A 26,453-nucleotide genomic window follows, 5' to 3' on the forward strand; every position below is an offset into this window, starting at 1 on the left:
CGCCGCATGCTGCAATCCCTCGGGGAGCGACCCCCCGAACCCCCACACCGCAGTCCCCTCGGGCAGCGACCCCACGAAACCCGGGGCACAGCGCCTGACATGCCCTCAGGCACACCACCGCCGCATGCTGCAATCCCTCGGGGAGCGACCCCCCGAACCCCCACGCCGCGGTCCCCTCGGGCAGCGACCCCACGAAACCCGGGGCACAGCGCCTGATATGCCCTCAGGCACACCGCCGCCGCATGCTGCAATCCCTCGGGGAGCGACCCCCCGAACCCCCACGCCGCAGTCCCCTCGGGCAGCGACCCCACGAAACCCGGGGCACAGCGCCTGATATGCCCTCAGGCACACCGCCGCCGCATAGAATCCCCCGGGATGACCGAGGACAGCAGAGAGCGGTTCGCCGCCGAGGCGCGAGGCGAGACGCCGGATCTCGCTCTGCTGTGCCTGCTGATGGGCTTCGAGACGGATCTCGATCCCGCCGACGGCGGGATCGAGGCATGTCTGGCCCCGGCCCGGCGCGCGCTGGACCGGCTGGGCGCGCTGACCGCCACCGCCTTCCGCGCCGTGGACCAGCCGTCGCCGGCGGAGACCGCGGCGCTGCTGGCCGGGGCCCTGGCCGGCTCCGCGGACCTGCGCGGCGGCCCCGGGGTCTACAAGCGGCTGGAGTCCTCGCTGCTGCACCAGGTGCTGCGCCGCGGGCGCGGGCTGCCGATCACCGTCTCGATCGTCTGGATCACCGTCGCCCGCACGCTCGACCTGCCCGTCTACGGGGTCGCCCTGCCGGGCCACTTCGTCGTCGGCATCGGCGACCCGGACGGCGAGTACGTGCTGGCGGACCCCTTCCACGGCGGCCGGGTGCTCACCCGCGAGGAGGCCGAGGAGATCGCCGAGGAGGGCGGCTACCCGCTGGACGAGGCGCTGCTGCGCCCGGCCGAGCCGCTGGACATAGTGCTGCGCGTGCTGGGCAACATCCGCGCCTGGGCCGCAGCGCGGCCCGAGCACGCCCGGACCCAGCTCTGGGCCACCGAGCTGTCGCTGCTGCTGCCCCGGCATCCGGCCCAGCTCCGCCTGGAGCGGGCGGAACTGCTGGTCAAGACGGGGTCGTTCCTGGCGGGAGCGGCGGAGATGGACGCCTACGCGGAGATCCTGGACGCCTTCGATCCGGAGTCGGCCAAGCGGGTCCGGCAGGAGGCCCGGGCGGCCCGATACCGGCTGAACTGACTGCCTCTCAGAGCCAGCCCTTCTCCCGGGCGATCCGGACGGCCTCGGCGCGGTTGCGGGCTCCGGTCTTCTGGATCGCGGCGGAGAGGTAGTTGCGGACGGTGCCCTCGGAGAGGTGCAGCCGCTGGGCGACCTCGGCGTTGGCGGAGCCGTCGGCCGCGGCTGCCAGCACGTCGCGCTCGCGGGAGGTGAGCGGGTTGGCGCCCTCGGCCAGCGCGGCCGCGGCCAGCGTCGGGTCGATGACCCGCTCCCCGCGCAGCACCCGGCGGACCGCCTCGGCCAGCTGGGACGCCGGTGCGTCCTTCACCAGGAAGGCGTCCGCGCCGGCCTCCATCGCCCGGCGCAGATAGCCGGGGCGGCCGAAGGTGGTGACGATCACGATCTTGGTCGCAGGGCGCCTGCGCCGCAGCAGCGCGGCGGCCTCGATGCCGGTCAGGCCCGGCATCTCGATGTCCAGGATCGCCACCTCCACGTCGTTGGCCACGGCGGAGGCGACCACCTCGTCCCCGCGCGCCACCTGAGCGACGACCTCGATGTCGCCCTCCAGGCCCAGCAGCGCGGCAAGGGCTTCGCGGACCATGCCCTGGTCCTCGGCGAGGAGAATTCTGATCACTGCTGCACGGTACCGGGCACCACCTCCTCGACGGGGCCTGTTACCGCGCGCAACGGCACCGAGGCGCGCACAGCGAAACCGCGGCCGTGTTCGCCGGGCCCGGCCTCCAGCCGGCCGTCGGCGAGCTCCAGGCGCTCGGCCAGCCCGGTCAGCCCGTTGCCGTGCCCGGCCTTCTTCGCCCCGCCGCCGTCGTCGGCGACCTCCAGGCAGAGCGAACGGGACCCGTTCGGCTCCATGTGCTCCGACAGCCGGACGGTGCAGTGTCCGGCGCCGCTGTGGCGGACCACATTGGTGACCGCCTCGCGCAAGGCCCAGCCGAGCGCGCCCTCCTCGTCCGGGCCGAGCCCGGGGTGCGGGTCGGCGATCGCCGGGTCCGTGTCGGCGTAGATGTCGGCGGCGGTGAGCGCGGTGCGGGCCGCGGCGACCTCGACGGCGAGCTTGGGCCTGCGGTAGCCGCCGATCGCCTCGCGCACGTCGACCAGCGCCTGCCGGCTCACCCTCTCGATGTCGTCCACCTGGGCGCGGGCCTCCGCGTAGCGCTCCTGGTCCATGAAGCGCGAGGTCAGCTCCGACTTCAGGGTGACCAGCGAGAGCGAGTGGCCGAGCAGGTCGTGCAGGTCCCTGGCCATCCGCAGCCGCTCGTCGGAGGCGGCCAGGGCGGCGACGGCCTGCCGGGCCTCGCGCAGCTCCTGCATGGTGCGGACCAGCCGCTGCAGTCCGGTCATCGCGGAGCCGCCGAGGAAGGCGGAGAGGGTGATCGGGATCAGTACGGCGCCGTAGCTGTGCAGCGCCAGGCCGGTGACCGCAACGCATCCGGTGACCACGCCCACTCCGTACATGGCGAAGCGCTGCGGGAGGATCAATCCGGCGCTGACCGCGGTGTAGGTGTAGAGCGCCAGCCAGTTGTCGCCGAGGGTGAAACAGGTCGCCAGCGAGATCAGCAGCATCGCCCCGAGCAGCCACCCGCGGACGGGGCTCCAGCAGCCGCCTCCGGCGACCGTCCGGCGCAGCACCAGGACGGCGTAGCAGCCGAGGAAGAGCGCCAGCAGGATCCAGCCCGCGATCCGGGCGGCGGCCCCGTGCGGACCCCCGAGCAGGTCACTGACCGGATAGGCCAGGTAGATCATCCACAGACTGATCCAGCAGAGCTTGACGAACGCCTGGCGGCGGTTCTCGGGCGGTTGTCCGATGTGCGGCGTGACCGGGTCCTTCATGGCCCTCCCTCCTCCTCCGACGAAATCACTGACCGGCCGTCAGGCCTCCCTGCGGTCCCTGCGGTAGAGGAAGGATGCCAGGGCGGCGAAGGCGGCCGCGTAGGCGAGGATCGCCGCGAGCTCCCCGCCGCTCACCGGGCCCCCGGCCTGGGCCACCCGGCCGAGCTGGTTGTACAGCGCCATCGGGGTCCACTTCGCGAAGGCGGCCATGGAGCCGGTGAACTGGAAGTAGGTGCCGCCGAGCATCAGCAGCGCCATGTAGACGATCATCACGATCGGCTGCAGCGAGTCGGGCCCGGCCGAGTAGCCGAGGGCCACGCCCAGGGCGGCGAAGACGAAGCCGCCGACCCACAGCACCAGACCGAGCAGCAGCCAGGTGCTCGCGGACAGGCTCACTCCCTCGGCACGGCCGACCGCGAAGGTGACCACGATCGCCGGCAGGGTGGAGGCTGCGGTGGCGGCGATCTTCGCCACCACATAGCCGTACCCGGGCAGCGCGGTCAGCCGCAGCTGGCGGGCCCAGCCGCTCTTGCGCTCCAGCGCGATCCGGGTGGCATTGGTGTTCATCGAGGCCGAAACGGTGCCCAGGGTCGCCATGGTGACCATGAAGTACGCCTTGACGGAGACCCCGCCGAGGGTGTCCACCCCGCTGTAGGCGCTGACCATCAGCAGGTACAGGCCGACCGGCATGACGATGGTGAAGATCAGGTAGCGACGGTTGCGGAGCACCCGGAGGATCTCCAGCTTGATCAACGTGGTCATCGCGCTGTCTCCTCGGAGAGGTCTGCGGCGTCTTGGTCTGCGGCATCCTGCTCGCCGGTGATGGTGATGAAGGCCTGCTCCAGGCCCACGCCGGTGACCTCCAGGCCGCGCGGGTAGAAGCCGGCCCGGTAGATCGCGGCGACGGCCGCGTCGGCGTCGGCGCTGTTGATCCGGACCGTGTGCCCGCTGACGTCCAGCGAGGTCACCCCGGGAATGGCGTTCAGCAGCGAGAGGTCCGCGCCGTCCGCCGGACGGAGGTCGAAGGAGATCTTGCGCAGCCCGGCGCGGGCCTTGATCTCGGCGGCGGTGCCGTCGGCGATCAGCCGGCCCCTGTGCACCACCAGCACCCGGTCGGCGACGGTGTCCGCCTCCTCCAGGTAGTGGGTGGCGAACAGCACGGTGCGTCCGGCGTCGGCCTGGGCCCGCATCACGGCCCAGAAGGCCTGCCGGGCGGAGACGTCCATCCCGGTGGTGGGCTCGTCCAGGACGATCAGGTCGCTGTCGCCGGCCGTGGCCAGCGCGAAGCGGACCCGCTGCTCCTGGCCGCCGGACAGCTTGTCGACCATGCGGTCGGCGAGCTCGGTGATGCCGGCCGTCCGCAGCACGTCGTCCACGTCGTAGCCGCGGGGGTGGATGTCGCCGGCGAACCTGATCAGCTCACGGACCGTCACGTCCGGCATCAGGCCGCCGCTCTGCAGCATCACGCCGACCCGGCCGTCCAGGATCGCCTGGCGCGGGCTGCCGCCGAACAGGGTGACGCTGCCCGAGGTGGGTTCGCGCAGGCCCAGCAGCAGGTCGATGCTGGTGGACTTGCCGGCCCCGTTGGGGCCGAGGAAGGCGACGGTCTCGCCGGGGTGCAGGGTGAGGCTGATGTCGTGGACGGCCCTCACCGTGCCGAAGTGCTTGCTGACCTTGCGGAAGGCCGCGACCTCCCCGGAGCCCCGACCCCTTCGGGCCGCCCCCGTGACCTGCTCTGTGGACGTGCTCATCGCTTCGCCTGCTCCCTCGTCGACCTGCGACGTCGGCTCTTCCTGTCAGCCTCAAGACTGGCGGAGCGGTCGGCGCGACGGCAGTGCCGCCGGTCCCGAACCCGGCATGACGGATGTCATGCCGGGATTGCGGTTCCCGCACGGGTCCCAGCGGGTCCTACCGGGCCAGCGAGCGCTTCAGGAAGGCCACCTGGAGCAACAGCAGGTTCTCCGCCACCTCCTCCTGCGGGGTCATATGGGTCACCCCGGACAGCGGCAGCAGTTCGTGCGGGCGCCCGGCGGCGAGCAGCGCCGAGGAGAGCCGCAGGGTGTGCGCGACCACCACGTTGTCGTCGGCGAGGCCGTGGATCAGCTGCAGCGGACGGGTCAGCCTCGGGGCGTCGGCGGTCAGCGAGTTGGCCGCGTACACCTCGGGGCGCTCGGCGGGGTGGCCGAGGTAGCGCTCGGTGTAGTGGGTGTCGTAGAGCTCCCATTCGGTCACCGGAGCCCCGGCGACGGCGGCGTGGAAGACGTCGGGACGGCGCAGCACGGCAAGCGCGGCCAGATAGCCGCCGTAGGACCAGCCCCGGATGCCGACCCTGGTGAGGTCCAGCGGGTGCTCCTCGGCGAGTGCCTGCAGGGCCTCCACCTGGTCGTCCAGGGTGGCGCCGGCGAAGTCGAAGGCGACGGCCTTCTCCCAGGCCGGGCTGCGCCCCGGGGTGCCGCGGCCGTCCGCGACCACCACCGCGAAGCCCTGGTCGGCGAACCACTGCGAGGTGAGGTGGGGGTTCTGGGCGGCGACCACCATCTGCCCGTGCGGTCCGCCGTAGGGGTTCATCAGGACCGGCAGCAGGCCGTCCCGCTCGCGGTCGTAGCCGGTGGGGAGCAGCACGGCGGCCGGGATGCGGCTCTTGCCGGCCAGCGTGAGCACCGGACGGGCGGTGATCACCGGGGTGTCGGCCCGGGACTCCACGGTGTGGACCGGGACGCCGTCACTGAGGATCCGGACCACCGTTCCCGGGCGGTCCAGGGCGGCGGACGCGAGCACGGTGACCCCCTCGGCGCGGACCGCCGCGTGGTGGCCGGGCTGGGTGCTGACCCGGGTGACGCCGCTGCCGGTGCTTCCGGTGCCGACGGCGTAGAGGTGCACCTCGCCGATCTCGGGGTCGGCGGCGGCCTCCCCGGCCGAGGCGGTGATCAGCACATCCTCCGAGCCGAGGTCGAGGACCGCCCGTACCTGCAGCTCAGGGCCGGTGAGCCGGGTGTCGCCGACGATCAGGGAGCGGGCTCCGCCCTGGTCCGAGATCCGGACCAGCCGTCCGTCCGGGGTCCAGGCCGGGACACCCGAGAAGAGCTCCAGCCAGGCCGGGTCCTGCTCCTCCAGCAGCACCGTGGTCGCACCGGTCTCCGGGTCGACGCCGAGGGTGAGCTGGCTGCGCTGGTCCCGGGCCTGGACCAGGAGAAGCGGCGGACCGCCGGCCGACCAGTGCACCCGGGCCAGGTAGGGGTAGGCCTCGCGGTCCCAGACGACCTCGGTCCGGCCGCCGTCCAGGCTCAGTACGGCCAGGGTGACCTCGGCGTTGGGACTGCCGGCCTTCGGGTAGGCGATCTCGCTCGCCGGGCGGTCCGGGTTGGCCGGGTCGGCGATCCACCAGCGCTGGACCGGGGTGGAGTCGACCCGGGCCGCCAGCAGCCGGTCGCTGTCGGGCGACCACCAGAAGCCCCGGCTGCGGTCCATCTCCTCCTGCGCGATGAACTCGGCCTGGCCCCAGGCCACCTCGCCGTCCTCGGCGCCGGAGGGTCCGGCGAGCGCCCGGTCCCCGCTGCCGTCGGCGCCGATCGCTCGGAGCTCGCCGGCGACGGTGGCGTAGGCGATCTGGGAGCCGTCCGGCGAAGGACGCGGATCGAGCACCGAGCCATGGGCCGGCAGTTCAGCTGCGCCTCCTGACCTAAGGTCCGCGGTGAACAGGCGTCCGGACAGGGCGAAGGCGGCCATGGTCACCGCGGCGTCGGTGGCATAGCCGACGACGCCCGCCGAGCCCTCGCGGCTGCGTTCGCGTCGGGCCCGTTCCTCCGGGCTCAGCTGCTCCTCCCCGCTGCCGAGCAGAGCGGACGGGTCGGCGACGATGCGCTCGAACGGAGTACTGCCCTCCGGAAGATCCACTACTTGGAGCAGGTTCGCCCGTTCGGCCGCACCGGCGGAGCGCAGGAAGGCGACCCTGCGCCCGTCCGGGGAGACGGTGAACGACCGCGGCGCCCCGAGGGTGAAGCGCAGGGTCCGCGAGTACTGGCGGGGGAAGGAGTTCTCCGGCGTCGTGTCCTGAGTGGTCATGTTCCGACCTTAGAGCCGCAGGCCGGGACGTAGATCGTCCCCCAGGAGGGTCAAACCCGACCTGGCTTTCGCTCGCCCGTTCGGACGCCCGGCGGGGACGGCACGCCCGCGACGCGTGCGCCCCTGTCGTGCACCGATGCTCCGGCATATGCATGATGACGGAAAGTGACCTTTCGGTCACTCTCTGGGTATCAACAAGCTGCGCCGCACAGAAGCTGCGCTGCACACCCGCCCCCGACCGGTTCGGCAGTCCCCGCCGTGCCGCTGCTGAGAGGTGAGTCGCGATGGTTCTGCCGATTTCCGCCGCCGTCCTGATGCTGGTCATTGTCATCCTGCTGGTCCGGCGCTCCGGACTGAAGCTCGTGCACGCCGTGGTCTGCGCCCTGCTGGGCTTCTACCTCGCGTCCACGTCCATCGCGCAGCCGATCCACACGCTGAGCACCAATGTCGCCGGGATGATCTCCGGCATCCGACTCTGAGAAGATCCGTCTTCGACCGACCCCGGCCGGCCCTGACCGGCCGTCAGCCGGCCTCCGGGGCTCCGTCGGGGCCGCTGTCGGCGCCTGCCCTTACGCTGACTCCATGACCGACCCGACCGTCCCTCCTGCCTCCCCCTCGGCGGCGCGCCGACTCCTGCTCGTCCATGCCCATCCGGACGACGAGAGCATCGGCAACGGCGCCACCATGGCCCGCTATGCCGCCGAGGGCGCCCTGGTGACCCTGGTCACCTGCACCCTCGGCGAGGAGGGCGAGGTGATCGGCGACGATCTGCAGCACCTCGCGGCCGACCGGGACGACACCCTGGGGCAGCACCGCATCGGCGAGCTGGCCGCGGCGATGCGGGCGCTCGGAGTGACCGACCACCGCTTCCTGGGCGGCGCGGGCCGCTACCGCGACTCGGGGATGATGGGCGTGGAGAGCAACAAGCGCCCCGACTGCTTCTGGCAGGCCGACCTGGACGAGGCGGCGGGCCACCTGGTGGCGGTCATCCGCGAGACCAGGCCGCAGGTGCTGGCCACCTACGACGAGAACGGCGGCTACGGCCACCCCGACCACATCCAGGCGCACCGCACCGCGATGCGGGCCCATGAGCTGGCGGCCGACCCGGAGTTCCACCCCGAACTGGGCCCGGCCCACCGGATCGACAAGGTCTACTGGAACTGCGTGCCGCTCTCGGTGATCGAGGACTTCTTCGCGTCGCTGCGCTCCCAGGGCCGGGAGTTCCCCTTCCCCGGCGTCGCCGGCCCCGCGGACGTTCCCGGCGTGGTCCCGGACGAGCAGGTCACCGCGACGGTGGACGGCAGCGCCTACGCGGACCGCAAGATCGAGGCGATGCGCGCCCATGCCACCCAGATTGCGGTGGACGGCCCCTTCTTCTCCCTCTCCAACGACCTCGGCCAGCCGGTGCCGACCATGGAGGCATACCGGCTGGTGTACGGCGAGGCCGGACCGCCCGGCGCGTCCGGCCGTGAGGAGGACCTCTTCGCCGGGATCGCGGGGGTCACCGGGATCGCCGTCCCGTCCGCCCCGTCCGACGCCGTGAGGAATCCGACCCGATGAGCCGCCCCCAGGACCGCGCCCGCGCGACCGTGCCCGCGCCGCGCTCCTCCTCGCCCCATTCCGCACCGGACCCCGCCGTGCCGCTGGGGCGGGGGGCGCGGATCACCGCCTATGTGCTGCTCACCGTGCTGGGGGTGGCCGTCGGCCTGGCCGGGTGCTTCGTCCAGGCGCTGTGGTTCCCGGGCGGACTGCTGCTGGCGCTCGGCGCCTCGTTCGCGCTCTTCCACGGCGGACGGGCGCTGACCGGCACCCGGCTCGGAGCGGCGCTGCCGGCCGTCGGCTGGTTCGCGATACTGCTGCTGGCCAATACCCCCCGGCCCGAGGGCGATTTCCTGCTGGCCGCTAGCACCGGGTCATACGTTTTTCTGCTGGGAGGGATGGCCCTCGCTGTGATCTGCGCCACGCTCCCTTCGCGGGCCACGCTACGGGCCGTGCGGGACGCCCAGAGCCATTGAGCAGATACGGTCAACTCGCCACAAAACCTGATAATCGGTCAGCGTGTCAGAGTCACCTGCCGCCCAGTAAGGTGGTGGACCAACACACGGGGGGAGTGTTGCCGCCGGGGCGAAGGGGCCCGACGGCGGCAGGCCCCCAAGGCGGAAGCCGACGGTCGATCCAGAGCTGGATTCCTGACGACCTGTCCGCCGGCGCGCACACGGCGCAAGACCGACGATCCACAACCGCACCCCGTCCCCACAGGCCGCGGAGCGAACCGGAGCAGACGCAGTGAGCCGAGAATCTGACAATCCGTCGACCCCGCCCCGTCCTGGTCCGGATGCCTATCCGTCGGGCACTCCCCCGTACGGCCTCTCCAGCGACCCCGCCTTCTCCCGGGCCGGGCAGCCGGCCGGACAGCCGGCCGGTCCTCCCGGCGCGGACCCGGACGAGGTTCCTCCCGAGGAACCCCGCACCGAGACGACGCTCACCACGCGCATCCGGATCAACATCCCCGGCTCCCGGCCCATCCCGCCGGTGGTCGTGCGCAGCACGGTGCCCAGCGCCGGCAAGGACCCCGCCGCGGACGGCGACACCTCGGCGGAGGCGAACGGGGCAAACGGGGCGAACGCACCCCGGCACCGGTCGGGGAGCGGCAGTTCACCCGTGCTGGGCGTGATGGAGGACCGCGGTGCGACCACCGCGCCGATGCCCGACCTTCCGCCGGAATGGCGTACCCAGGACGGAGCGGGGACCCCGGCGCCGGGTGACCAGCCGGAGGCGCCCAGCACCTGGTTCGCCCCGCGCAAGAAGTCCCAGCCGGGGGCCGCCGAACCCACCCCGGCGCCCCCGCTGCAGGCCGCTCCCCCGGCGACCGCCGCCCCGACGACCGCCGCCCCAACGACCTCGTACCAGCTGCCGGGCTTCGAGCAGCCGGTCTTCGAGCAGCCCGGGTACGTGGCCGCGGAGGAGGAGACCCAGGCCATTCCGCAGCCCGGGTACGAGCCGTCCGGCTACCAGCAGTCCCCGTACGAACAGCAGCGGCCCGGCTTCCAGCAGTCCCCCTACGAACAGCAGCAGTCCGGCTTCGAGCAGCCGCCTGCCTTCGGCCAGGCCGACTACCCGCAGCAGGCCCTGTACGAGCAGCCGTACCAGGGCAGCCCGTACCAGCAGCAGTCCTACACCCAACCGGCGCCACCGCCGGGCCCCCTGACGACCGGCCCCCTGACGCCGGGCCCCCTGACGCCGGGCCCGCTGACGACCGGCCCGCTGACGACCGGCCCGCAGAACTCCGGCCGTCCGGTCGGGCTCAACGGCGGACTTGCCGTCGGCGCCCCCGACACCCGGCAGCGCAACCGGCCGCCCCAGCAGCAGGATCCGGAGGCCACCGCCGCTCTCCCGCTGTTCCGCGAGCCCGCCACCGTGCCGGAGGCGCCCCCCGGCGGAGGGCAGCAGAAGCAGTCGGCGCGCCAGACCGCGACGCCGCCGGTCGGCGACGGCTTCGCCGGTGGCACCGGCGGTGTCGGCGCCCCGCCCCGCAAGCCCACCGAGGAGAGCGCCCCAGCGGCACCGCCGTCCACCAAGAAGCGCCCCTCCGCCGCCCGGCGCAGCCGAAAGCTGCTGGTCACCTCCGTGGGCCTGCTCGTCATGGCGGTGGGCGTGGCCTACGGCGCCGGCCTGATGCTCAATCAGTCGGACGTCCCCAAGGGCACCACCGTCCTCGGCCAGAACATCGGCGGGGACACCCGGGACGTCGCGGTGCACACCCTGGACGGCACCGTCGGCGTCCTCGCCGCCAAGTCGTTGACGCTCGTCGTCGGCTCCAAGCAGGTGAAGCTCAACCCCTCGGTGGCCGGGCTGACCATCGACACCACCGCCACCGTGCAGGGAATCGCGCACCACAGCTACAACCCGGCCTCGGTGCTGCCCTCGCTGTTCGGTGGCGAGCACCCGGTCGCACCGGTCGTGAAGATCGACGAGGACAAGCTGCGGTCCGCGCTCCAGCAGCTCGCCTCCGGCAGCGGGGCCGGCGCCAAGGAGGGCAGCGTCCACTTCGGCTCCGACGGCAGCACCCAGATCACCGCACCGCAGTCCGGCCAGAGCCCGAACATCGAGGCCGCGATGGCGCTGGTGGAGCAGGCCTACCGGGACCGCGCCGCCGGGCTCCCGGACAAGCCGGTGACCATCCCGGTGACCACGACCCAACCGAAGGCCTCGGCGGCCCAGTTGAGGTCCGCCGCCGACTCGATCGGCGCGTGGGCCGGGAAGCACAAGTTCACGGTGACCGTGAAGGGCGTCTCCCTGCTGTTCGGCAAGACCGCCTTCAGTTCGTCCCTCAGCCTGCAGCCGGACCCGAGCGGCAAGGTCGTGCCGGTCTTCGACCTGGGCAAACTGCAGAGCGCGATCGGCGGCACCTTCGACGGCCTGAAGACCAAGCAGGGCTCCCTGGTCACCACCCAGGACATCGCGACCGCGCTGGCCCAGCTGATCAGCAAGCCGAACGGCGACCGGACAATCTCTCTGTAACCGACATTTCCCGCAGCCCCGGAGTGGCCGGTACCTGACCCTCAGGTACCGGCCACTTCACTGCTATGTCGGCGGCACTATTCCATTGTGACAAGTGGGTTACACGGAGCCTGTGCGGTGGAAGAACTCTCGCGACCGAGCCCGTCGAATTGGTCTGCGGCAATGAAATCCATGCTTCAACTACCGCTTAGCTTTGACCTGTATGTCCGCTTTGAGACTCATATCAGCATATAGATAATATCGGGGCGAAAGTTAGCTTGGTGGGCATTTCCCGTCCGCATTCCGGACAACTCTGCTGCAACTGTCGCTCTCAGCAAAACTGCATGTCACCCGCCCCAGTGGTGGCACTGTAATACCTGTAGACCAGAGCATCTATTACCGACGTTTAGAGCGTTACCAATCTTTGATCAGCGCTCTGTCGACATGACCATCTCGTCCCATCAGGATGAGTCCTCAAGCCGTTGAACAGCGGCGGATGTTAGTCCCGGACTCACTGATCCCGAAAGATTTCCTGCCCGTGCGCGACCTGCCCATCCGCACAGGTGCGCAGGACGGCGGGGTCGAGCGCGGGAAACGCACGAAGGAGATGAACAGCGTTGGGTCGCTACATGCTGCGCCGATTGGCCAACTACCTGATTCTGGTCATCGTGGCCACATCAGTGGCCTACTTCCTGGCGGCCCTGAGCCTCAACCCGCGTGCGAATTTCGAGCAGCAGAAGCCGCGCCCGACGATGGCCCAGATCGACGCCACGCTGGAGACCTACAACCTGAACCCGGAGACCCCCGTGGTCGTCCGGTATGCCCGCTGGGTCGACGGGGTCGCGCACGGAAACCTGGGTCTCGACATCAAGGGCGGCTCGGTCACCGCCGACTTCGGCCGCCGGGTCGGCGTCAGCACCCGACTTCTGGTCATCGCCACCTTCATCGGCTCCATCGGCGGTGTGCTGGTGGGCGCCTACGGAGCCATCAAGCAGTACCGGTTCTTCGACCGATGGACCACGCTGGCCTCCTTCTTCCTGCTGGCGATGCCGGTGTTCGTGGTGGCCATCGCCCTGGAGATGTTCGCGGTGAACATCAACCAGTCGGCGGGCGGCACGCTCATCCAGTACATCGGTGAGTACGACCCCACGCTGAGCGGCTTCTGGCCGGTGATGATCAGTCGGCTCCAGCACCTGGTCCTGCCGACCATCGCCCTGTCGCTGTTCCAGATCGCCCAGTACAGCCGCTACCAGCGCAACACCATGCTGGACGTGCTGGGCAGCGACTTCCTGCGGACCGCGCGGGCCAAGGGCCTGCGCCGCCGCACCGCGCTGATGAAGCACGGTCTGCGCACCGCGATCCTGCCGATCGTGCCGCTGCTGGTCTACAACATCGTTCTGCTGTTCACCGGGGCCACCTTCACCGAGAAGATCTTCGGCTGGCACGGCATGGGCGAGTGGCTGGTGGACTCGATCACCACCCAGGACGTCAACTCCGTCGCCGCGGTCAGTCTGTTCACCGCCGCGGTCGTCCTGGTGGCCGGCCTCCTGTCCGATCTGATCTACTCCGCGCTCGATCCGCGGGTGCGCTTCAGCTGAGCCCCAACACCCCTCGGGGCCCATCGGAACCGCAGCAGTGACCGCACGATCAGGAGAGTGAAGAGAGATGAGCATCCAGCAGAACATCGAGCACGAACCCGAGGCGGACGCCACCCCGGCGCTGCTGCCGCCGCGCCGCTCCGGCCGCGGCCGGCTGACCCTGCGCCGCTTCGCCCGGAACAGACTCGCCCTGGTCGGCATCGGCATCGTGGTCCTGCTGTTCGCCTTCGCCTACCTGGGTCCGCTGGTGGACAAGTGGAGCTACAGCGACCACGACTTCACCTCCTTCCTGGAGGGCCCCACCGCCAGCCACTGGTTCGGCACCGACCAGTCCGGTACCGACATGTTCGCGCTGACCACCCGGGGCCTGCAGAAGTCGCTGATCATCGGCATCCTGGTGGGCCTGATCACCACCGGCCTCGCCGCCACCCTGGGCGCCGCGGCCGGCTACTTCGGCGGCTGGACCGACCGCGTCATCATGTGGTTCGTCGACATGCTGCTGGTGCTCCCCAGCTTCCTGATCATCGCGGTGCTCTCCCCCGCCTTCGCCAAGTCCACCTGGCTGATCTTCGTCGTCCTGCTCGCCCTGTTCAGCTGGATGATCACGGCACGGATCGTCCGGAGCATGACGCTGACGCTGAAGGACCGTGAATTCGTCAAGGCCGCCAAGTACATGGGCGTGTCCGACATCAGGATCATCTTCCGGCACATCCTTCCCAGCATGGCCTCGCTGCTGATCATCGACGGCACCATCCAGGTCAGCCTCGCGGTCATCGGTGAGAGCTCGCTCTCCTACTTCGGCTTCGGCATCCAGCCCCCGGACGTCTCGCTCGGCACGGTCATCGCCGACGGCACCGACGCCGCCACCACCTACCAGTGGCTGTTCTGGTTCCCGGCCGGCTTCCTGGTCCTCTTCGGGCTCGCCATCGCCTTCATCGGCGACGGCCTGCGGGACGCCTACGACCCCAACTCCTCCAACGCCAAGGCCCAGGCCAAGGCGATCAAGGAGAAGGGCAGGAACAAGGGCGACGAGGCGGACGGGGTCCCCGGCCAGCGCGTCGGATCGACCGAGGTGCTGAGCCAGGCATGAGCACACCGGAACGCACCTCTCAGGACAGCACCACCGAGGAAGGACTCACCCCCGTGATCGAGACGAGCAAGGAGCCGGCGGCCGACCGCCACGGCGGCGTCCCGCCGCTGCTGGAGGTCACCGACCTGCATGTCTCCTTCCCCAGCGAGGCGGGTCCGGTCAAGGCCGTACGCGGGGTGTCCTACTCCGTCCGGCCCGGCGAGGTGCTCGGCATCGTCGGCGAGTCCGGCTCCGGAAAGTCCGTCAGCTCGATGGCCGTGCTCGGGCTGCTGCCCGACAGCGCCGACGTCCGCGGCTCGATCCGGATGGACGGCCGTGAGCTGCTGGGTCTCAACGACGCCAAGATGTCGAAGATCCGCGGCAAGGACATCGCCATGGTGTTCCAGGACCCGCTGTCGGCGCTGACCCCGGTGTACTCCATCGGAACCCAGATCATCGAGGCCGTCCAGGTCCACCAGGACATGGACAAGGTGAAGGCCCGCACCCGGGCCATCGAACTGCTCGACCTGGTCGGCATCCCGGACCCGCACCAGCGGGTGGACGCCTTCCCGCACGAGTTCTCCGGCGGTATGCGCCAGCGCGCGATGATCGCCATGGCCATCGCCAACGACCCCAAGATCATCATTGCCGACGAGCCCACCACCGCCCTGGACGTCACCATCCAGGCCCAGGTGCTGGAGGTGCTGAAGAAGGCCCAGGAGGTCACCGGCGCCGCCATTGTGATGATCACTCACGACTTGGGCGTCATCGCCGGCTTCGCCGACCGGGTCATGGTGATGTACGCGGGGCGCCCGGTCGAGAACGGCCCGGTGGAGGAGGTCTACTACCGCCCGCGGATGCCCTACACCATCGGACTGCTGGGCTCCATCCCCCGGGTGGACATCGACGAGCGCAAGGCGCTGACCCCCATCGACGGCACCCCGCCGTCCATGGTCGCGCTGCCCAGGGGCTGCCCCTTCGAGGCCCGCTGCCCGATCGCGATCGACATCTGCCGCGAGCAGGAGCCGGAGCTGGTGACCGCCCGCGGCGCCAACCACCCCTCCGCCTGCCACCGCTCCGGCGAGCTGGTCGAGGGCGGCGGCGAGGGTCTGCTCGACCCGGCGACCATCTACCCGGTCCCGCCGATCCCCGAGGCCAACGCGATCGAGCGGCTGCCGCGCGACGAGCGTACGTCCGTCCTCGAGGTGGACAACCTGGTCAAGCACTTCCCGCTGCTCAAGGGCGCGGTGTTCAAGCGCAAGGTGGGCAACGTCAAGGCCGTGGACGGGATCACCCTGGAGATCAAGGAGGGTGAGACCCTGGGCCTGGTCGGCGAGTCCGGCTGCGGCAAGACCACCACCCTGCTGGAGATCATGGACCTGACCGGGGGTCAGGCAGGCAGCGTCACCGTCTTCGGCAAGGACGTCCGCACCCTCAAGGGCAACAAGGCCCGCAAGGACCTGCGCCGGGACATGCAGATCGTCTTCCAGGACCCGATGGCCTCGCTGGACGCCCGGATGCCGATCGGCGACATCCTCGCCGAGCCGCTGAAGACCCACGGCTGGGACCGCGCCAGGACCGACGCCCGCATCCCCGAGCTGCTGGAGCTGGTCGGCCTCAACCCCGACCACGCCGACCGCTTCCCGCAGGAGTTCTCCGGCGGCCAGCGCCAGCGCATCAGCATCGCCAGGGCACTCGCCCTGGAACCCAAGCTGGTCGTGCTGGACGAGCCGGTCTCCGCCCTGGACGTCTCCATCCAGGCGGGCGTGCTCAACCTGCTGGACGAGCTCAAGTCCCGGATGGGGCTGAGCTACCTCTTCGTCGCCCACGACCTCTCGGTGGTACGCCACATCGCCGACCGGATCGCGGTGATGTACCTGGGCCGGATCGTGGAGCTCGGCGAGACCAGCAGCGTCTTCCACGAGCCCTCGCACCCCTACACCCAGGCGCTGCTCTCCGCCGTGCCGCTGCCGGACCCGCGGAAGGAGCGCGCCCGCGAGCGCATCCTGCTGACCGGCGACCTGCCGAGCCCGGCCAATGTGCCCAGCGGCTGCCGCTTCCGCAACCGCTGCCCCAAGTACCTCCAGCTCGACGCCGGCGATCAGCAGCGCTGCCAGTCCGAGGACCCGCAGCTGCACTCGCTGGCCCCCGACCACACCGCGGCCTGCCACTTCGCGGAGGCCCTGGCCGTGGTCTGACGCCCCGTCGGACCACGGCCGGTGGATGCAAGGCGCACTACCCGCAGACGCAGTACCTACTGACAACGCCCGCTCTCGTGAGGAGACTTCCTTGAAGCACACCAGGATCCCGGTCGCGCTGGTGGCGACTATGGCCGTGGCCAGCCTCGGCCTCTCTGCCTGCAGCAGCAGCAAGGGCAGCACGGCGGCCAAGCCTTCCGCGACCTCGCTGGCTGCGAACACCATCAAGATCAATGCTCAGCCGCGGTCAGCCCTCAAGCAGGGCGGCACCCTCACCTGGGCCATCGACCAGTACTCCACGCAGTGGAACTACAACCAGATCAACGGTGCCGAGTACTCCACCGACGCCGTGATCGAGGCCGTCGAGCCGATCATCTTCCGGGTGGACCCGGCGACCCAGAAGGTCACGCCCAACCTCAACTACCTCACCGGCGAGCCCACGGTGACCACGGTGGCCGGCAAGCAGACGGTCACCTACAACATCAACCCGAAGGCCAAGTGGTCCGACGGCACCGCGATCAGCTGGAAGGACTTCGCCGCTCAGTGGCAGGCCCTGAACGGCAAGAACACCAAGTACCAGATCGGCAGCTCGACCGGTTACGCCAACATCTCCAGCGTGGTCGCCGGCACCACCCCGCAGCAGGTCGTGGTGACCTTCGCCCAGAACTTCGGCGACTGGACCTCGCTCTTCACGCCGCTGTACCCGGCGAGCGCCCAGAGCACCCCGGCCGCGTTCAACACCGGCTTCCTGAACAAGATCCCGGTCACCGCGGGTCCGTTCAAGATCGAGTCGATGAACGCCACCACCAACACCGTCACTGTCGCGCGTGACCCCAACTGGTGGGGCGACGCGGCCATCCTGGACAAGATCGTGTTCCGGGCGATGACCACCGACGCCGCCGACGGCGCCTACGCCAACGGCGAGGTCGACTACCTGAACATCGGCCCCAGCGCGGCCGGCGTGAAGCAGGCCAAGGGCCGCGCGGACGGCGAGATCCGCGAGGCCGCCGGCCCGCAGTTCCGCCACGTCACCTTCAACTCCAAGTCGCCACTGCTCACCGATGTCAAGGTCCGCCAGGCGCTGTTCCAGTCGATCGACCGCACCGCCATCGCCAACTCGGACCTCAAGGGCCTGGGCTGGCCGGCCCTGCTGCTCAACAACCACTTCTTCATGAACAACCAGGAGGGGTACCAGGACAACGCCGGCACGCTCGGCGTCTACAACCCCACCGCCGCCAAGGCCGCCCTGGACGCGGCCGGCTGGAAGCTGAACGGCCAGTACCGTCAGAAGGACGGCAAGACGCTCGAGCTGACCTTCGTCTACCCGGACGGCACCGCGGTCTCCAAGAACGAGAGCGTGCTGCTGCAGGCCATGTTCGCGGCCGTGGGCGTCAAGCTGGACATCAGCGCCGTGCCGTCGAACGACTTCTTCGACAAGTACGTCCAGCCGGGCAAGTTCGACCTGACTGCGTTCTCCTGGCTGGGCAACGCCTGGCCGGTCTCGTCCAACTACTCCATCTACCAGTCGCCGGTGGGCAGCAACAACTTCCAGAACTTCGCCTGGACCAGCGACCCCAACGTCGACTCCCTGATGAACAAGAGCATCGCCGACACCGACCACACCCAGGCCATCGCCGACGCCAACGCCGCCGACAAGGCCATCTGGCAGGACGCGGGCGTCTTCCCGCTCTACCAGCGCGCCGACATCTACGGCGCCAAGAAGACCCTCGCCAACCTGGGCGCCCCCCAGGACCAGAACGAGGTCGTCTACGAGAACATCGGCTTCACCGGCTGATCCGATCGTCCGGCTCACGGCCGAGGCCCGCACCCCGAGCACGTGGGGTGCGGGCCTCGGCCGTACCGGATGTCAGCCCGCGCCGACCACGTCCACGTCCTCGGCGAAGTGGCAGGCCGAGGCGTGCGCCGCCGGGGTGTCCTGTCCGCGGAAGACCTCGGGGACGGCCAGCAGCGGCACGTCGGTCGTGCACTTCTCCTGGGCCTTCCAGCAGCGGGTGCGGAAGCGGCAGCCCGACGGCGGGTTGGCCGGCGAGGGGATGTCGCCGGAGAGGATGATCCGCTCGCGGCCCTCGCGCCCGGACGGGTCCGGCACCGGCACCGCCGACAGCAGCGCCTGGGTGTACGGGTGGGTCGGGTGCTCGTAGATCTCCTCGTCGCTGCCGATCTCCACCATCTTGCCGAGGTACATCACGCCGACCCGGTCGGAGATGTGACGCACGATCGAGAGGTCGTGGGCGATGAACATGTAGGAGAGGTTGAAGTCCTCCTGCAGCTGCTCCAGCAGGTTGATCACCTGGGCCTGCACCGAGACGTCCAGCGCCGAGACCGGCTCGTCCGCGATGATGATCTCGGGCTTGAGGGCCAGGCCGCGGGCGATGCCGATGCGCTGGCGCTGACCGCCCGAGAACTGGTGCGGGTAGCGGTTGATGTACTCGGGGTTGAGCCCGACCACGTCCAGCAGGTCCTGCACCGCCTTGCGACGGTCGCCCTTGGGGGCCACCTCGGGGTGGATCTCGAACGGCTCGCCGATGATGTCGCCCACCGTCATCCGGGGGTTCAGCGAGGTGTACGGGTCCTGGAAGACCATCTGGATGTTGCGGCGGATGGTCTTCAGCGCCCTGCCGGACGCCTTGGAGATGTCCTCGCCCTTGTAGAGCACCTGGCCGGCCGTGGCCCGCTCCAGGTTCATCAGCACCTTGGCGAGCGTCGACTTGCCGCAGCCCGACTCGCCGACGATGCCCAGGGTCTCGCCCTGGTACAGATCGAAGGAGACGCCGTCGACGGCCTTGACCGCACCGATCTGCTTCTTGATCAGGATTCCCTGGGTCAGCGGGAAGTACTTCTCCAGATCGCGGACCTGCAGGATCGGCTCACCGCGCTGGACCGGCCGCTCGACGGCGGCCTCGATCGCATCCTCCGTGGGCAGAGCCGACGGGTCCGTCCTGGAAGCGTGGCTAGCCATGGAGGGTCTCCTTCCAGAAGTGGCAGGCGCTGCCCCGGCCGGGCAGTGCCCGCCCGTCCTGCTCGGTGACCGCGTGCAGCGGCGGAACCTCGGAGCGGCAGATGTCCTGCGCCCTCGGGCAGCGCGGGTTGAAGGCGCAGCCGGGCGGGATGCGCAGCAGGTTCGGCGGCAGGCCCTTGATCGCGTAGAGCTCCTGGCCCTTCTGGTCCAGACGCGGGATCGAGTCCAGCAGGCCGCGGGTGTACGGGTGGGCCGGGCGTGCGTAGAGCTCGTGCACCGGCGCGGTCTCCACGATCCGTCCCGCGTACATCACCGCGATCTTGTCGGCCACGTCGGCGACCACGCCGAGGTCGTGGGTGATCAGGATCAGACCCATGTTGTACTCGCGCTGGAGGTCCGCCAGCAGCTCCATCACCTGGGCCTGGACGGTGACGTCCAGGGCGGTGGTGGGCTCGTCGGCGATGATCAGGTCGGGCTCCAGGGCCAGCGCCATGGCGATCATGACGCGCTGGCGCATACCGCCGGAGAACTGGTGCGGGTACTGGTTGACCCGCTCCTTCGCCCCGGGGATGCCGACCCGCTCCATCAGCTCGACGGCCTTGAGCTTGGCGTCCTTCTTCGACGTGCCGGCGTGCACGCGGTACATCTCGCCCAACTGCGTTCCGACGGTGTGCACCGGGTTCAGCGAGGACAGCGCGTCCTGGAAGACCATGGCCATCTGCGTGCCGCGGATCCTGCGGCGCTGCTCGTTGGAGAGCTTGAGCAGATCCTGGCCCTTGAAAACGATCTCTCCGCCGGTGACAAAACCGGGCGGGCTGTCCAGGATGCCCATGACGGCCTGTGAGGAGACCGACTTGCCGGAGCCGGACTCGCCCAGGATCGCGAGGGTCTCGCCGGCGCGCACGCTGTAGTTCACGCCGTTGACGGCCTTGGCCAGGCCGTCGCGGGTGCGGAACTCCACGTGCAGGTCGCGCACCTGGAGCAGCGGGGCGTCCTCGGAGTCGGCGGTGCGGCCCCGTCCGACGACGGCGGTGATTTCGGATGTCTGAATACCCACGGTTCGCCTCTCTCAGCGCAGCTTGGGGTCGAGAGCGTCGCGGACCGCGTCGCCGAGCATGATGAACGCCAGGATGGTGATGCAGAGCGCCCCGGCCGGGAACAGCAGCATGTGCGGTGCGTTGCGGAAGGTGTCCGCGGCGCTCGAGATGTCGATGCCCCAGGAGACCGTCGGCGGCTTCAGCCCCACACCCAGGTAGGAGAGGGTGGCCTCCAGAGAGATGTACGTGCCCAGCGCGATGGTGGCCACCACGATGATCGGGGCGAGCGCGTTCGGCAGGATGTGGCGCAGCATCAGACGCGCGTTGCCGGCGCCGAGCGCGCGAGCCGCCGTCACATAGTCCTGCTGCCGTGCGGTGATCACCGCACCGCGGGCGATACGGGCGATCTGCGGCCAGCCGAGGACCACGATGAAGCCGACCACGATCCAGATCGACGCGCTCGGGATGACCGACAGGAAGACCAGGCCGCCGAGCAGAATCGGGATGCCGAAGAAGATGTCCGCGATCCGCGAGACGACGGCATCGATCCAGCCGCCGAAGAAGCCGGCCAGGCCGCCCAGGATCGTGCCCAGCAAGGCGGTGCCGAGGGTGGCGAAGACGCCGACGGTGATGGAGGCGCGGGCTCCGTAGACGGTGCGGGCGTAGACGTCGCAGCCCTGGGTGTCGAAGCCGAAGGGGTGACCGGAGGTCGGCCCCTGCTGCGAGTCGGCCAGGTTGCACTTCAGCGGACTGGTCGAGTCGAAGAGGCTCGGCCAGGCTGCGACGATCACCAGGAAGACGATCAGGACGCCCGAGACCAGGAAGATCGGGTTCCGGCGCAGCTCGCGCCACGCGTCCTGCCAGAGGCTGCGCGGCACCTCACGGTCGGTCAGGGCCACCGTCTCGGCGGGCGGAGCCGCCGCATGGTGGAGGTCCTCGTTCTCGAGCAGGCCGCCGGCTTCCAGCGCGCCCAGGGTGGGCGTCTGCGGGAAGGCGCTGGACAGCTCGGTGTTCTCGTCGTCGGGGACGCCGTTCGGCTTGTTCGGCTGCTGGTCAGGCATAACGGATCCTCGGGTCCAGGACTGCGTAGAGCAGGTCGACGAGCAGGTTGGCGAGGAGGAAGACGATGACCAGGACGGTCACGAAGCCGACGACGGTCGGCGTGTTCTGGCGGACGATGCCCTGGTAGAGCTGGTATCCCACGCCCTGGATGTTGAAGATGCGTTCGGTCACCAGCGCGCCCCCCATGAGGGCGCCGAGGTCGGTGCCGAGGAAGGTGATCACCGGGATCAGCGAGTTGCGGAGCAGGTGGTGCGTGATGACCCGGCGGCGCGGCAGACCCTTGGCGACCGCGGTGCGCACGTAGTCGGCCTTGGTGTTCTCTGCGATCGTCGTGCGGGTCAGCCGGGCCACGTAGGCGAGCGAGACCGAGGCGAGCACGAAACCGGGAAGGATCAGGTCGCCGATCGGCGCGCCCGTGGCGACGGTGGCGCTGACGAGGCCCCACTTCACACCGAAGAGGTACTGCAGCACATAGCCGATGACGAAGGTCGGGATCGAGATGACGATCAGCGTCATCACCATGACGCCGGTGTCCGCGAACCGTCCACGGCGCATGCCGCTGATCACACCGAGGGTGATGCCGAGGACGACCTCGAAGGTGAAGGCGACCAGCGTGAGCTTGAGCGTCGTCGGATAGGCCGACTTGAGCAGCTCGGTGACCGGCTGCCCGTTGAAGGCGTTCCCGAGGTTCCCGGTGAAGATCCCCTTCATGTAGTTGCCGTACTGCACGATGAGCGGATCGTTCAGGCCGAGCTGCTGCCGGATCTGCGCGGCGACAGCAGGGTCTGGTGACTTGTCGCCGAAGAGTGCGGCAACCGGGTCACCGAGCGCGTGCACCATCGCGAAGATGATGAACGTGGTCCCGATGAAGACCGGGATCATCTGGAGCAGTCGTCGGATGACGTAGCGCCCCATGAAACCTCCAGGGATTCGTCGCGACGGCGGCCGGGAGCCTTGTGGGCTCCCGGCCGCCGCCCGATCGCACGGCGGTCGGCTGCCGGCGGACGGACGACTTACTTGTTGACGGTGATGTTGGTGTAGACCGGCACGCTGAACGGGTCCAGCGCCACGTTGGAGACCTTCGAGGACCAGCCGACAAGGCCGTTCTGGTACCACAGCGGGATCGCCGGCAGGTCGGTGACCAGCAGCTTCTCGGCCGACTTGAAGTCGGAGACGGCCGTGGCCTTGTCGGACGCCGCGTTGGCCTGGTTGACCAGGCTGTCGAACTGCGAGCTGCTGTAGTGCGAGTCGTTCGACGCCGCGTTGGTGAAGTACAGCGGCTGCAGGAAGTCCTGGATCAGCGGGTAGTCCATCTGCCAGCCACTGCGGAAGGCGGAGGTCTCCTGCTTGTTCTGGATCTGGTTGCGGAAGGACGCGAACGTGCCGACCGGCTTGCCAACGCAGGCGCTGGTGTTGCCCAGCGCGTTGTTGATGCTGTTGCAGACCGCGTCGACCCACTCCTTGTGCGAGCTGTCGGCGTTGTAGCTGATGGTCAGCTGGCCACCGGGGATGCCGCCACCCTGCTGGATCAGCTGCTTGGCCTTGGTGGGGTTGTACGTGCAGACGTCGCCGCAGAGCGTGGAGCTGAAGCCGCCCTCCGCGCCGAGGACCGGGGAGGTCCAGTCGGTGGCCGGGGTACGGGTGCTGTTGAAGATCACCTTGGTGATCGTTGCCCGGTCGATGGCCATCGAGATGCCCTGCCGGACCAGCTTGGCGTTGGCGGTGCTCCAGCCCGCGTTGTAGAGCGGGAAGGAAATGGTCTGCAGGATGCCGGCCGGCTGGTTGATGAAGCGGCCGCTGAGGTCGGACTGGGCGGTCTTCAGGGCGCTGGTGGACAGGCCGTTGTCGATGTCCAGGTTGCCGGCCTGCAGGTCGGCGTAGGCGGCGTTCGCATCGGTGTAGACCTTGAGGTTGATGCCGCCGTTCTTCGGCTTGAAGTCGCCGGTGTAGGTCGAGCTCGGGCGCAGCTGCATGCCGGAGCCCTTGTTCCAGGAGTTGATCACGTAGGGGCCGTTGCCGATCGGCTTGGCCTCCCACGCCGTCTGATTGCTGAAGAAGGCCTTGGGCAGCGGATAGAAGGCCGAGTAGCCCAGGGTGTCGGGCCACAGCGAGAACTTCTGCGTCAGCGCGACGGTGAAGGTGTTGTCGTCGACGACCTTGAGGCCGGACATCGTCTTGGCCTTCGCCGAGCCGCTCGCCGGGTGGACGTCGGCATAGCCCTGGATCGACGTGAAGAACGGGTCCGTGTTGTTCTGCGCGTTCGGCAGGTAGGCGCCGTAGTTCCAGGCGTCCACGTAGGAGTGGGCGGTCACCGCGGTGCCGTCGCTGAACTTCCAGCCCGGCTTCAGCTTGATGGTGAAGTTCTGCTGGTCGGTCGTGGTGATCGACGAGGCGTTCGCCAGCTGGGCCTTGCCCGTCTTCGGGTCGTAGCTCTGCAGCCCGGCGAAGATCATGTTGAGGACGGCGCCGCCGTTCACCTCGTTGGTGTCCGTGGGGATCAGCGGGTTCTGCGGGTCACCCCACCACGCGGTCACCACGCCGCTGGCATTGCTGCCCGAGGAGCTGCTGGTGCTCTTGCTGCTGCTGCAGGCGGTGGCCGCAAGGGCGATCGCGATCGCCCCGGCCGCGAATGTGACTCGCGTGGCTCCACGCATGGACGTGCCTCCTCAGACGTGCTGTCCAGTCGTTCCCTGCGCCCGGAAACCGGTGACCCGAGCGGCACAATTCCTACTATCTGTCACCGTCAGAGATGCCTATGACCAAATGGGATTTCGATTTGATCACACGCCTGTGACTCATATCTCGCAACCTGGGCGTGTCCAGGTGGGTGCAAGGAGCCATCAAACGGACACCTTTTCCTGTCCACAGGAATCCTGTCACCGATATCCGTACCATCCGGGACTGACACTCGCCCGGAGGGCAACTACTCAGTGTGATGAACGGAAGGCATGCAAAAGCCGCTGCCCCGCCCTGGAGGAGGGCGGGGCAGCGGCCGGGTACCGCGGGGTACTGCGGGGGCCTCAGGCCTTGAGGCGACCACGCTGGCGGCCACGGGTCTGCGCGTCCAGGATGACCTTGCGGATGCGCACGGTCTCCGGGGTGACCTCGATGCACTCGTCCTCGCGGCAGAACTCCAGCGACTGCTCCAGCGAGAGCTTGCGCGGCGGCACCAGGTTCTCGGTGGTGTCGGAGGAGGAGGAGCGCATGTTGGTGAGCTTCTTCTCCTTGGTGATGTTGACGTCCATGTCGTCGGCGCGGGAGTTCTCGCCGACGATCATGCCCTCGTACACCTCGGTGGTGGGCTCCAGGAAGATCACGCCGCGCTCCTGCAGGCCCATCATCGCGAACGGCGTCACCACGCCGGCCCGGTCGGCGACCAGCGAGCCGTTGTTGCGCATCCGGATCTCACCGAACCACGGCTCGTGGCCCTCGAAGATGCTGTGCGCGATACCGGTGCCGCGGGTGTCGGTGAGGAACTGGGTGCGGAAGCCGATCAGGCCCCGGGCCGGGACGATGAACTCCATTCGGACCCAGCCGGAGCCGTGGTTCGTCATGGTCTCCATGCGGCCCTTGCGGACCGCCATGAGCTGCGTGATCGCGCCCAGGTACTCCTCGGGGGCGTCGATGGTCATCCGCTCGACCGGCTCGTGCAGCTTGCCGTTGATGGTCTTGGTGACCACCTGCGGCTTGCCGACGGTCAGCTCGAAGAGCTCCCGGCGCATGGTCTCCACCAGGATCGCCAGCGCCAGCTCGCCACGGCCCTGGACCTCCCAGGCGTCGGGGCGCTCGGTCGGCAGGACCCGGAGCGAGACGTTGCCGATCAGCTCCCGGTCCAGGCGGTCCTTCACCATCCGGGCGGTGACCTTGTGGCCCTTGCCGCCCTTGCCGACCAGCGGCGAGGTGTTGGTGCCGATGGTCATCGAGATGGCCGGCTCGTCCACCGTGATCAGCGGCAGCGCGACCGGGTTCTCCAGGTCGGCCAGGGTCTCGCCGATCATGATGTCCGGGATGCCGGCGATGGCGCAGATGTCGCCGGGGCCGGCCAGCTCGGCCGGCTTGCGGGTGAGCGCCTCGGTCATCAGCAGCTCGGTGATCTTGACCTGCTTGATCGTCCCGTCCCGCTGGATCCAGGCGACCTGCTGGCCCTTGCGGAGCTCGCCCTCCTCGACCCGGCAGAGCGCGATACGGCCGAGGAAGTTGTCCGCGTCCAGGTTGGTGACGTGGGCCTGGAGCGGGGCGCCCTCGGTGTAGGTCGGGGCCGGGACCGACGCCAGGATGGTGGAGAAGAACGGCTCCAGGTTGTCGCTGTCCGCCGGGACGGTGCCGTTCTCCGGCTTGGTCAGCGAGGCCACGCCGTCACGGGCGCAGGCGTAGACGATCGGGAACTCGATCTGCTCCTCGGTCGCGTCCAGGTCCAGGAACAGGTCGTAGGTCTCGTTGATGACCTCGTCGATCCGGGAGTCCGGGCGGTCCGTCTTGTTGATGCACAGGATGACCGGCAGGTTCGCGGTCAGGGCCTTGCGCAGCACGAAGCGGGTCTGCGGCAGCGGACCCTCGGAGGCGTCGACCAGCAGGACGACCGCGTCGACCATGGACAGGCCGCGCTCGACCTCGCCACCGAAGTCGGCGTGGCCGGGGGTGTCGATGATGTTGATGGTCACCACGTCGCCGCCACCCTTGGGGTGGTACTTGACCGCGGTGTTCTTCGCGAGAATGGTGATGCCCTTCTCGCGCTCCAGGTCGTTGGAGTCCATCATGCGCTCGTCCAGGTGCTGGTGAGCGGCGAAGGCGCCCGCCTGCTTCAGCATGGCATCGACCAGCGTGGTCTTGCCGTGGTCGACGTGGGCGACGATGGCGACGTTTCGGATGTCATTACGCGTGGGCATACGGGGGTGA

Annotated in this window: 20 protein-coding genes; 9 read left to right on the forward strand and 11 right to left on the reverse strand. The window is 69.5% G+C overall.

All coding sequences use genetic code 11. From position 1 onward, the window contains the following. Positions 1–375: 375 nt before the first annotated feature. Positions 376–1,224 (forward strand): transglutaminase family protein, encoded by an 849-nt coding sequence (locus tag ABH941_RS35735; protein ID WP_370134410.1) that lies wholly within the window; start codon positions 376–378, stop codon positions 1,222–1,224. Between the two features lie 7 nt (positions 1,225–1,231). Here ABH941_RS35735 and ABH941_RS35740 read toward each other — a convergent pair whose 3' ends face one another. The 5 genes from ABH941_RS35740 to ABH941_RS35760 all read right to left on the reverse strand — a co-directional run bounded on the left by ABH941_RS35740 (position 1,232) and on the right by ABH941_RS35760 (position 7,113). Continuing rightward, on the reverse strand, positions 1,232–1,804 hold the full coding sequence (locus tag ABH941_RS35740) for a DNA-binding response regulator (protein ID WP_370134670.1): 573 nt from the start codon (positions 1,802–1,804) through the stop codon (positions 1,232–1,234). Between the two features lie 29 nt (positions 1,805–1,833). Next, positions 1,834–3,051: a sensor histidine kinase gene (locus ABH941_RS35745; protein ID WP_370134412.1), complete on the reverse strand. Its 1,218-nt coding sequence runs from the start codon at positions 3,049–3,051 to the stop codon at positions 1,834–1,836. 39 nt (positions 3,052–3,090) lie between these two features. Beyond that, complete coding sequence (locus ABH941_RS35750) at positions 3,091–3,813, reverse strand: ABC transporter permease (RefSeq protein WP_370134415.1); 723 nt, start codon at positions 3,811–3,813, stop codon at positions 3,091–3,093. After that, on the reverse strand, positions 3,810–4,802 hold the full coding sequence (locus ABH941_RS35755) for an ABC transporter ATP-binding protein (RefSeq protein WP_370134418.1): 993 nt from the start codon (positions 4,800–4,802) through the stop codon (positions 3,810–3,812). The genes ABH941_RS35750 and ABH941_RS35755 overlap by 4 nt, the downstream gene beginning before the upstream one ends. A 157-nt stretch (positions 4,803–4,959) precedes the next feature. Continuing rightward, the gene (locus ABH941_RS35760; RefSeq protein ID WP_370134419.1) at positions 4,960–7,113 is read right to left on the reverse strand and encodes an alpha/beta fold hydrolase; all 2,154 of its coding nucleotides are present in this window, start codon (positions 7,111–7,113) and stop codon (positions 4,960–4,962) included. A gap of 284 nt (positions 7,114–7,397) precedes the next feature. Between ABH941_RS35760 and ABH941_RS35765 the strand changes: the two genes are divergently transcribed. The 8 genes from ABH941_RS35765 to ABH941_RS35800 all read left to right on the forward strand — a co-directional run bounded on the left by ABH941_RS35765 (position 7,398) and on the right by ABH941_RS35800 (position 18,273). Next, positions 7,398–7,592 (forward strand): hypothetical protein, encoded by a 195-nt coding sequence (locus tag ABH941_RS35765; RefSeq protein WP_030257722.1) that lies wholly within the window; start codon positions 7,398–7,400, stop codon positions 7,590–7,592. A gap of 103 nt (positions 7,593–7,695) precedes the next feature. Continuing rightward, a complete protein-coding gene (mshB, locus tag ABH941_RS35770; protein ID WP_370134422.1) occupies positions 7,696–8,673 on the forward strand; it encodes an N-acetyl-1-D-myo-inositol-2-amino-2-deoxy-alpha-D-glucopyranoside deacetylase in 978 nt (325 codons plus the stop codon). After that, positions 8,670–9,128: a DUF6113 family protein gene (locus tag ABH941_RS35775; protein WP_370134424.1), complete on the forward strand. Its 459-nt coding sequence runs from the start codon at positions 8,670–8,672 to the stop codon at positions 9,126–9,128. The genes mshB and ABH941_RS35775 overlap by 4 nt, the downstream gene beginning before the upstream one ends. A gap of 271 nt (positions 9,129–9,399) precedes the next feature. Beyond that, the gene (locus ABH941_RS35780; RefSeq protein ID WP_370134426.1) at positions 9,400–11,634 is read left to right on the forward strand and encodes a hypothetical protein; all 2,235 of its coding nucleotides are present in this window, start codon (positions 9,400–9,402) and stop codon (positions 11,632–11,634) included. Between the two features lie 596 nt (positions 11,635–12,230). Next, positions 12,231–13,211 (forward strand): ABC transporter permease, encoded by a 981-nt coding sequence (locus ABH941_RS35785; protein ID WP_370134429.1) that lies wholly within the window; start codon positions 12,231–12,233, stop codon positions 13,209–13,211. 67 nt (positions 13,212–13,278) lie between these two features. Next, the gene (locus ABH941_RS35790) at positions 13,279–14,301 is read left to right on the forward strand and encodes an ABC transporter permease (RefSeq protein ID WP_370134431.1); all 1,023 of its coding nucleotides are present in this window, start codon (positions 13,279–13,281) and stop codon (positions 14,299–14,301) included. Further along, positions 14,298–16,478 carry a dipeptide ABC transporter ATP-binding protein gene (locus ABH941_RS35795; protein ID WP_370134435.1) on the forward strand — a complete coding sequence of 727 codons (2,181 nt, stop codon included), beginning with the start codon at positions 14,298–14,300 and terminating at the stop codon, positions 16,476–16,478. Before ABH941_RS35790 ends, ABH941_RS35795 begins: the two co-directional genes overlap by 4 nt. Before the next feature lie 91 nt (positions 16,479–16,569). After that, positions 16,570–18,273 (forward strand): ABC transporter family substrate-binding protein, encoded by a 1,704-nt coding sequence (locus ABH941_RS35800; protein WP_370134437.1) that lies wholly within the window; start codon positions 16,570–16,572, stop codon positions 18,271–18,273. Between the two features lie 72 nt (positions 18,274–18,345). Here ABH941_RS35800 and ABH941_RS35805 read toward each other — a convergent pair whose 3' ends face one another. The 6 genes from ABH941_RS35805 to typA form a co-directional block, all read right to left on the reverse strand. Further along, a complete protein-coding gene (locus ABH941_RS35805) occupies positions 18,346–19,458 on the reverse strand; it encodes an ABC transporter ATP-binding protein (RefSeq protein ID WP_370134440.1) in 1,113 nt (370 codons plus the stop codon). Next, positions 19,451–20,509, reverse strand: coding sequence for an ABC transporter ATP-binding protein (locus ABH941_RS35810; protein WP_370134672.1), 1,059 nt, complete (start codon positions 20,507–20,509; stop codon positions 19,451–19,453). The genes ABH941_RS35805 and ABH941_RS35810 overlap by 8 nt, the downstream gene beginning before the upstream one ends. A gap of 18 nt (positions 20,510–20,527) precedes the next feature. Then, positions 20,528–21,556 (reverse strand): ABC transporter permease, encoded by a 1,029-nt coding sequence (locus ABH941_RS35815; RefSeq protein WP_370134443.1) that lies wholly within the window; start codon positions 21,554–21,556, stop codon positions 20,528–20,530. Next, positions 21,549–22,472, reverse strand: coding sequence for an ABC transporter permease (locus tag ABH941_RS35820; RefSeq protein ID WP_370134445.1), 924 nt, complete (start codon positions 22,470–22,472; stop codon positions 21,549–21,551). Before ABH941_RS35820 ends, ABH941_RS35815 begins: the two co-directional genes overlap by 8 nt. 98 nt (positions 22,473–22,570) lie before the next feature. Beyond that, positions 22,571–24,211, reverse strand: a complete 1,641-nt coding sequence (locus ABH941_RS35825; RefSeq protein WP_370134448.1) for an ABC transporter substrate-binding protein — start codon at positions 24,209–24,211, stop codon at positions 22,571–22,573. A gap of 366 nt (positions 24,212–24,577) precedes the next feature. Further along, on the reverse strand, positions 24,578–26,443 hold the full coding sequence (gene typA / locus ABH941_RS35830) for a translational GTPase TypA (RefSeq protein WP_370134451.1): 1,866 nt from the start codon (positions 26,441–26,443) through the stop codon (positions 24,578–24,580). Positions 26,444–26,453 lie beyond the last annotated feature (10 nt).

This window comes from Streptacidiphilus sp. EB103A (assembly GCF_041261405.1).
Taxonomy (GTDB): domain Bacteria; phylum Actinomycetota; class Actinomycetes; order Streptomycetales; family Streptomycetaceae; genus Streptacidiphilus.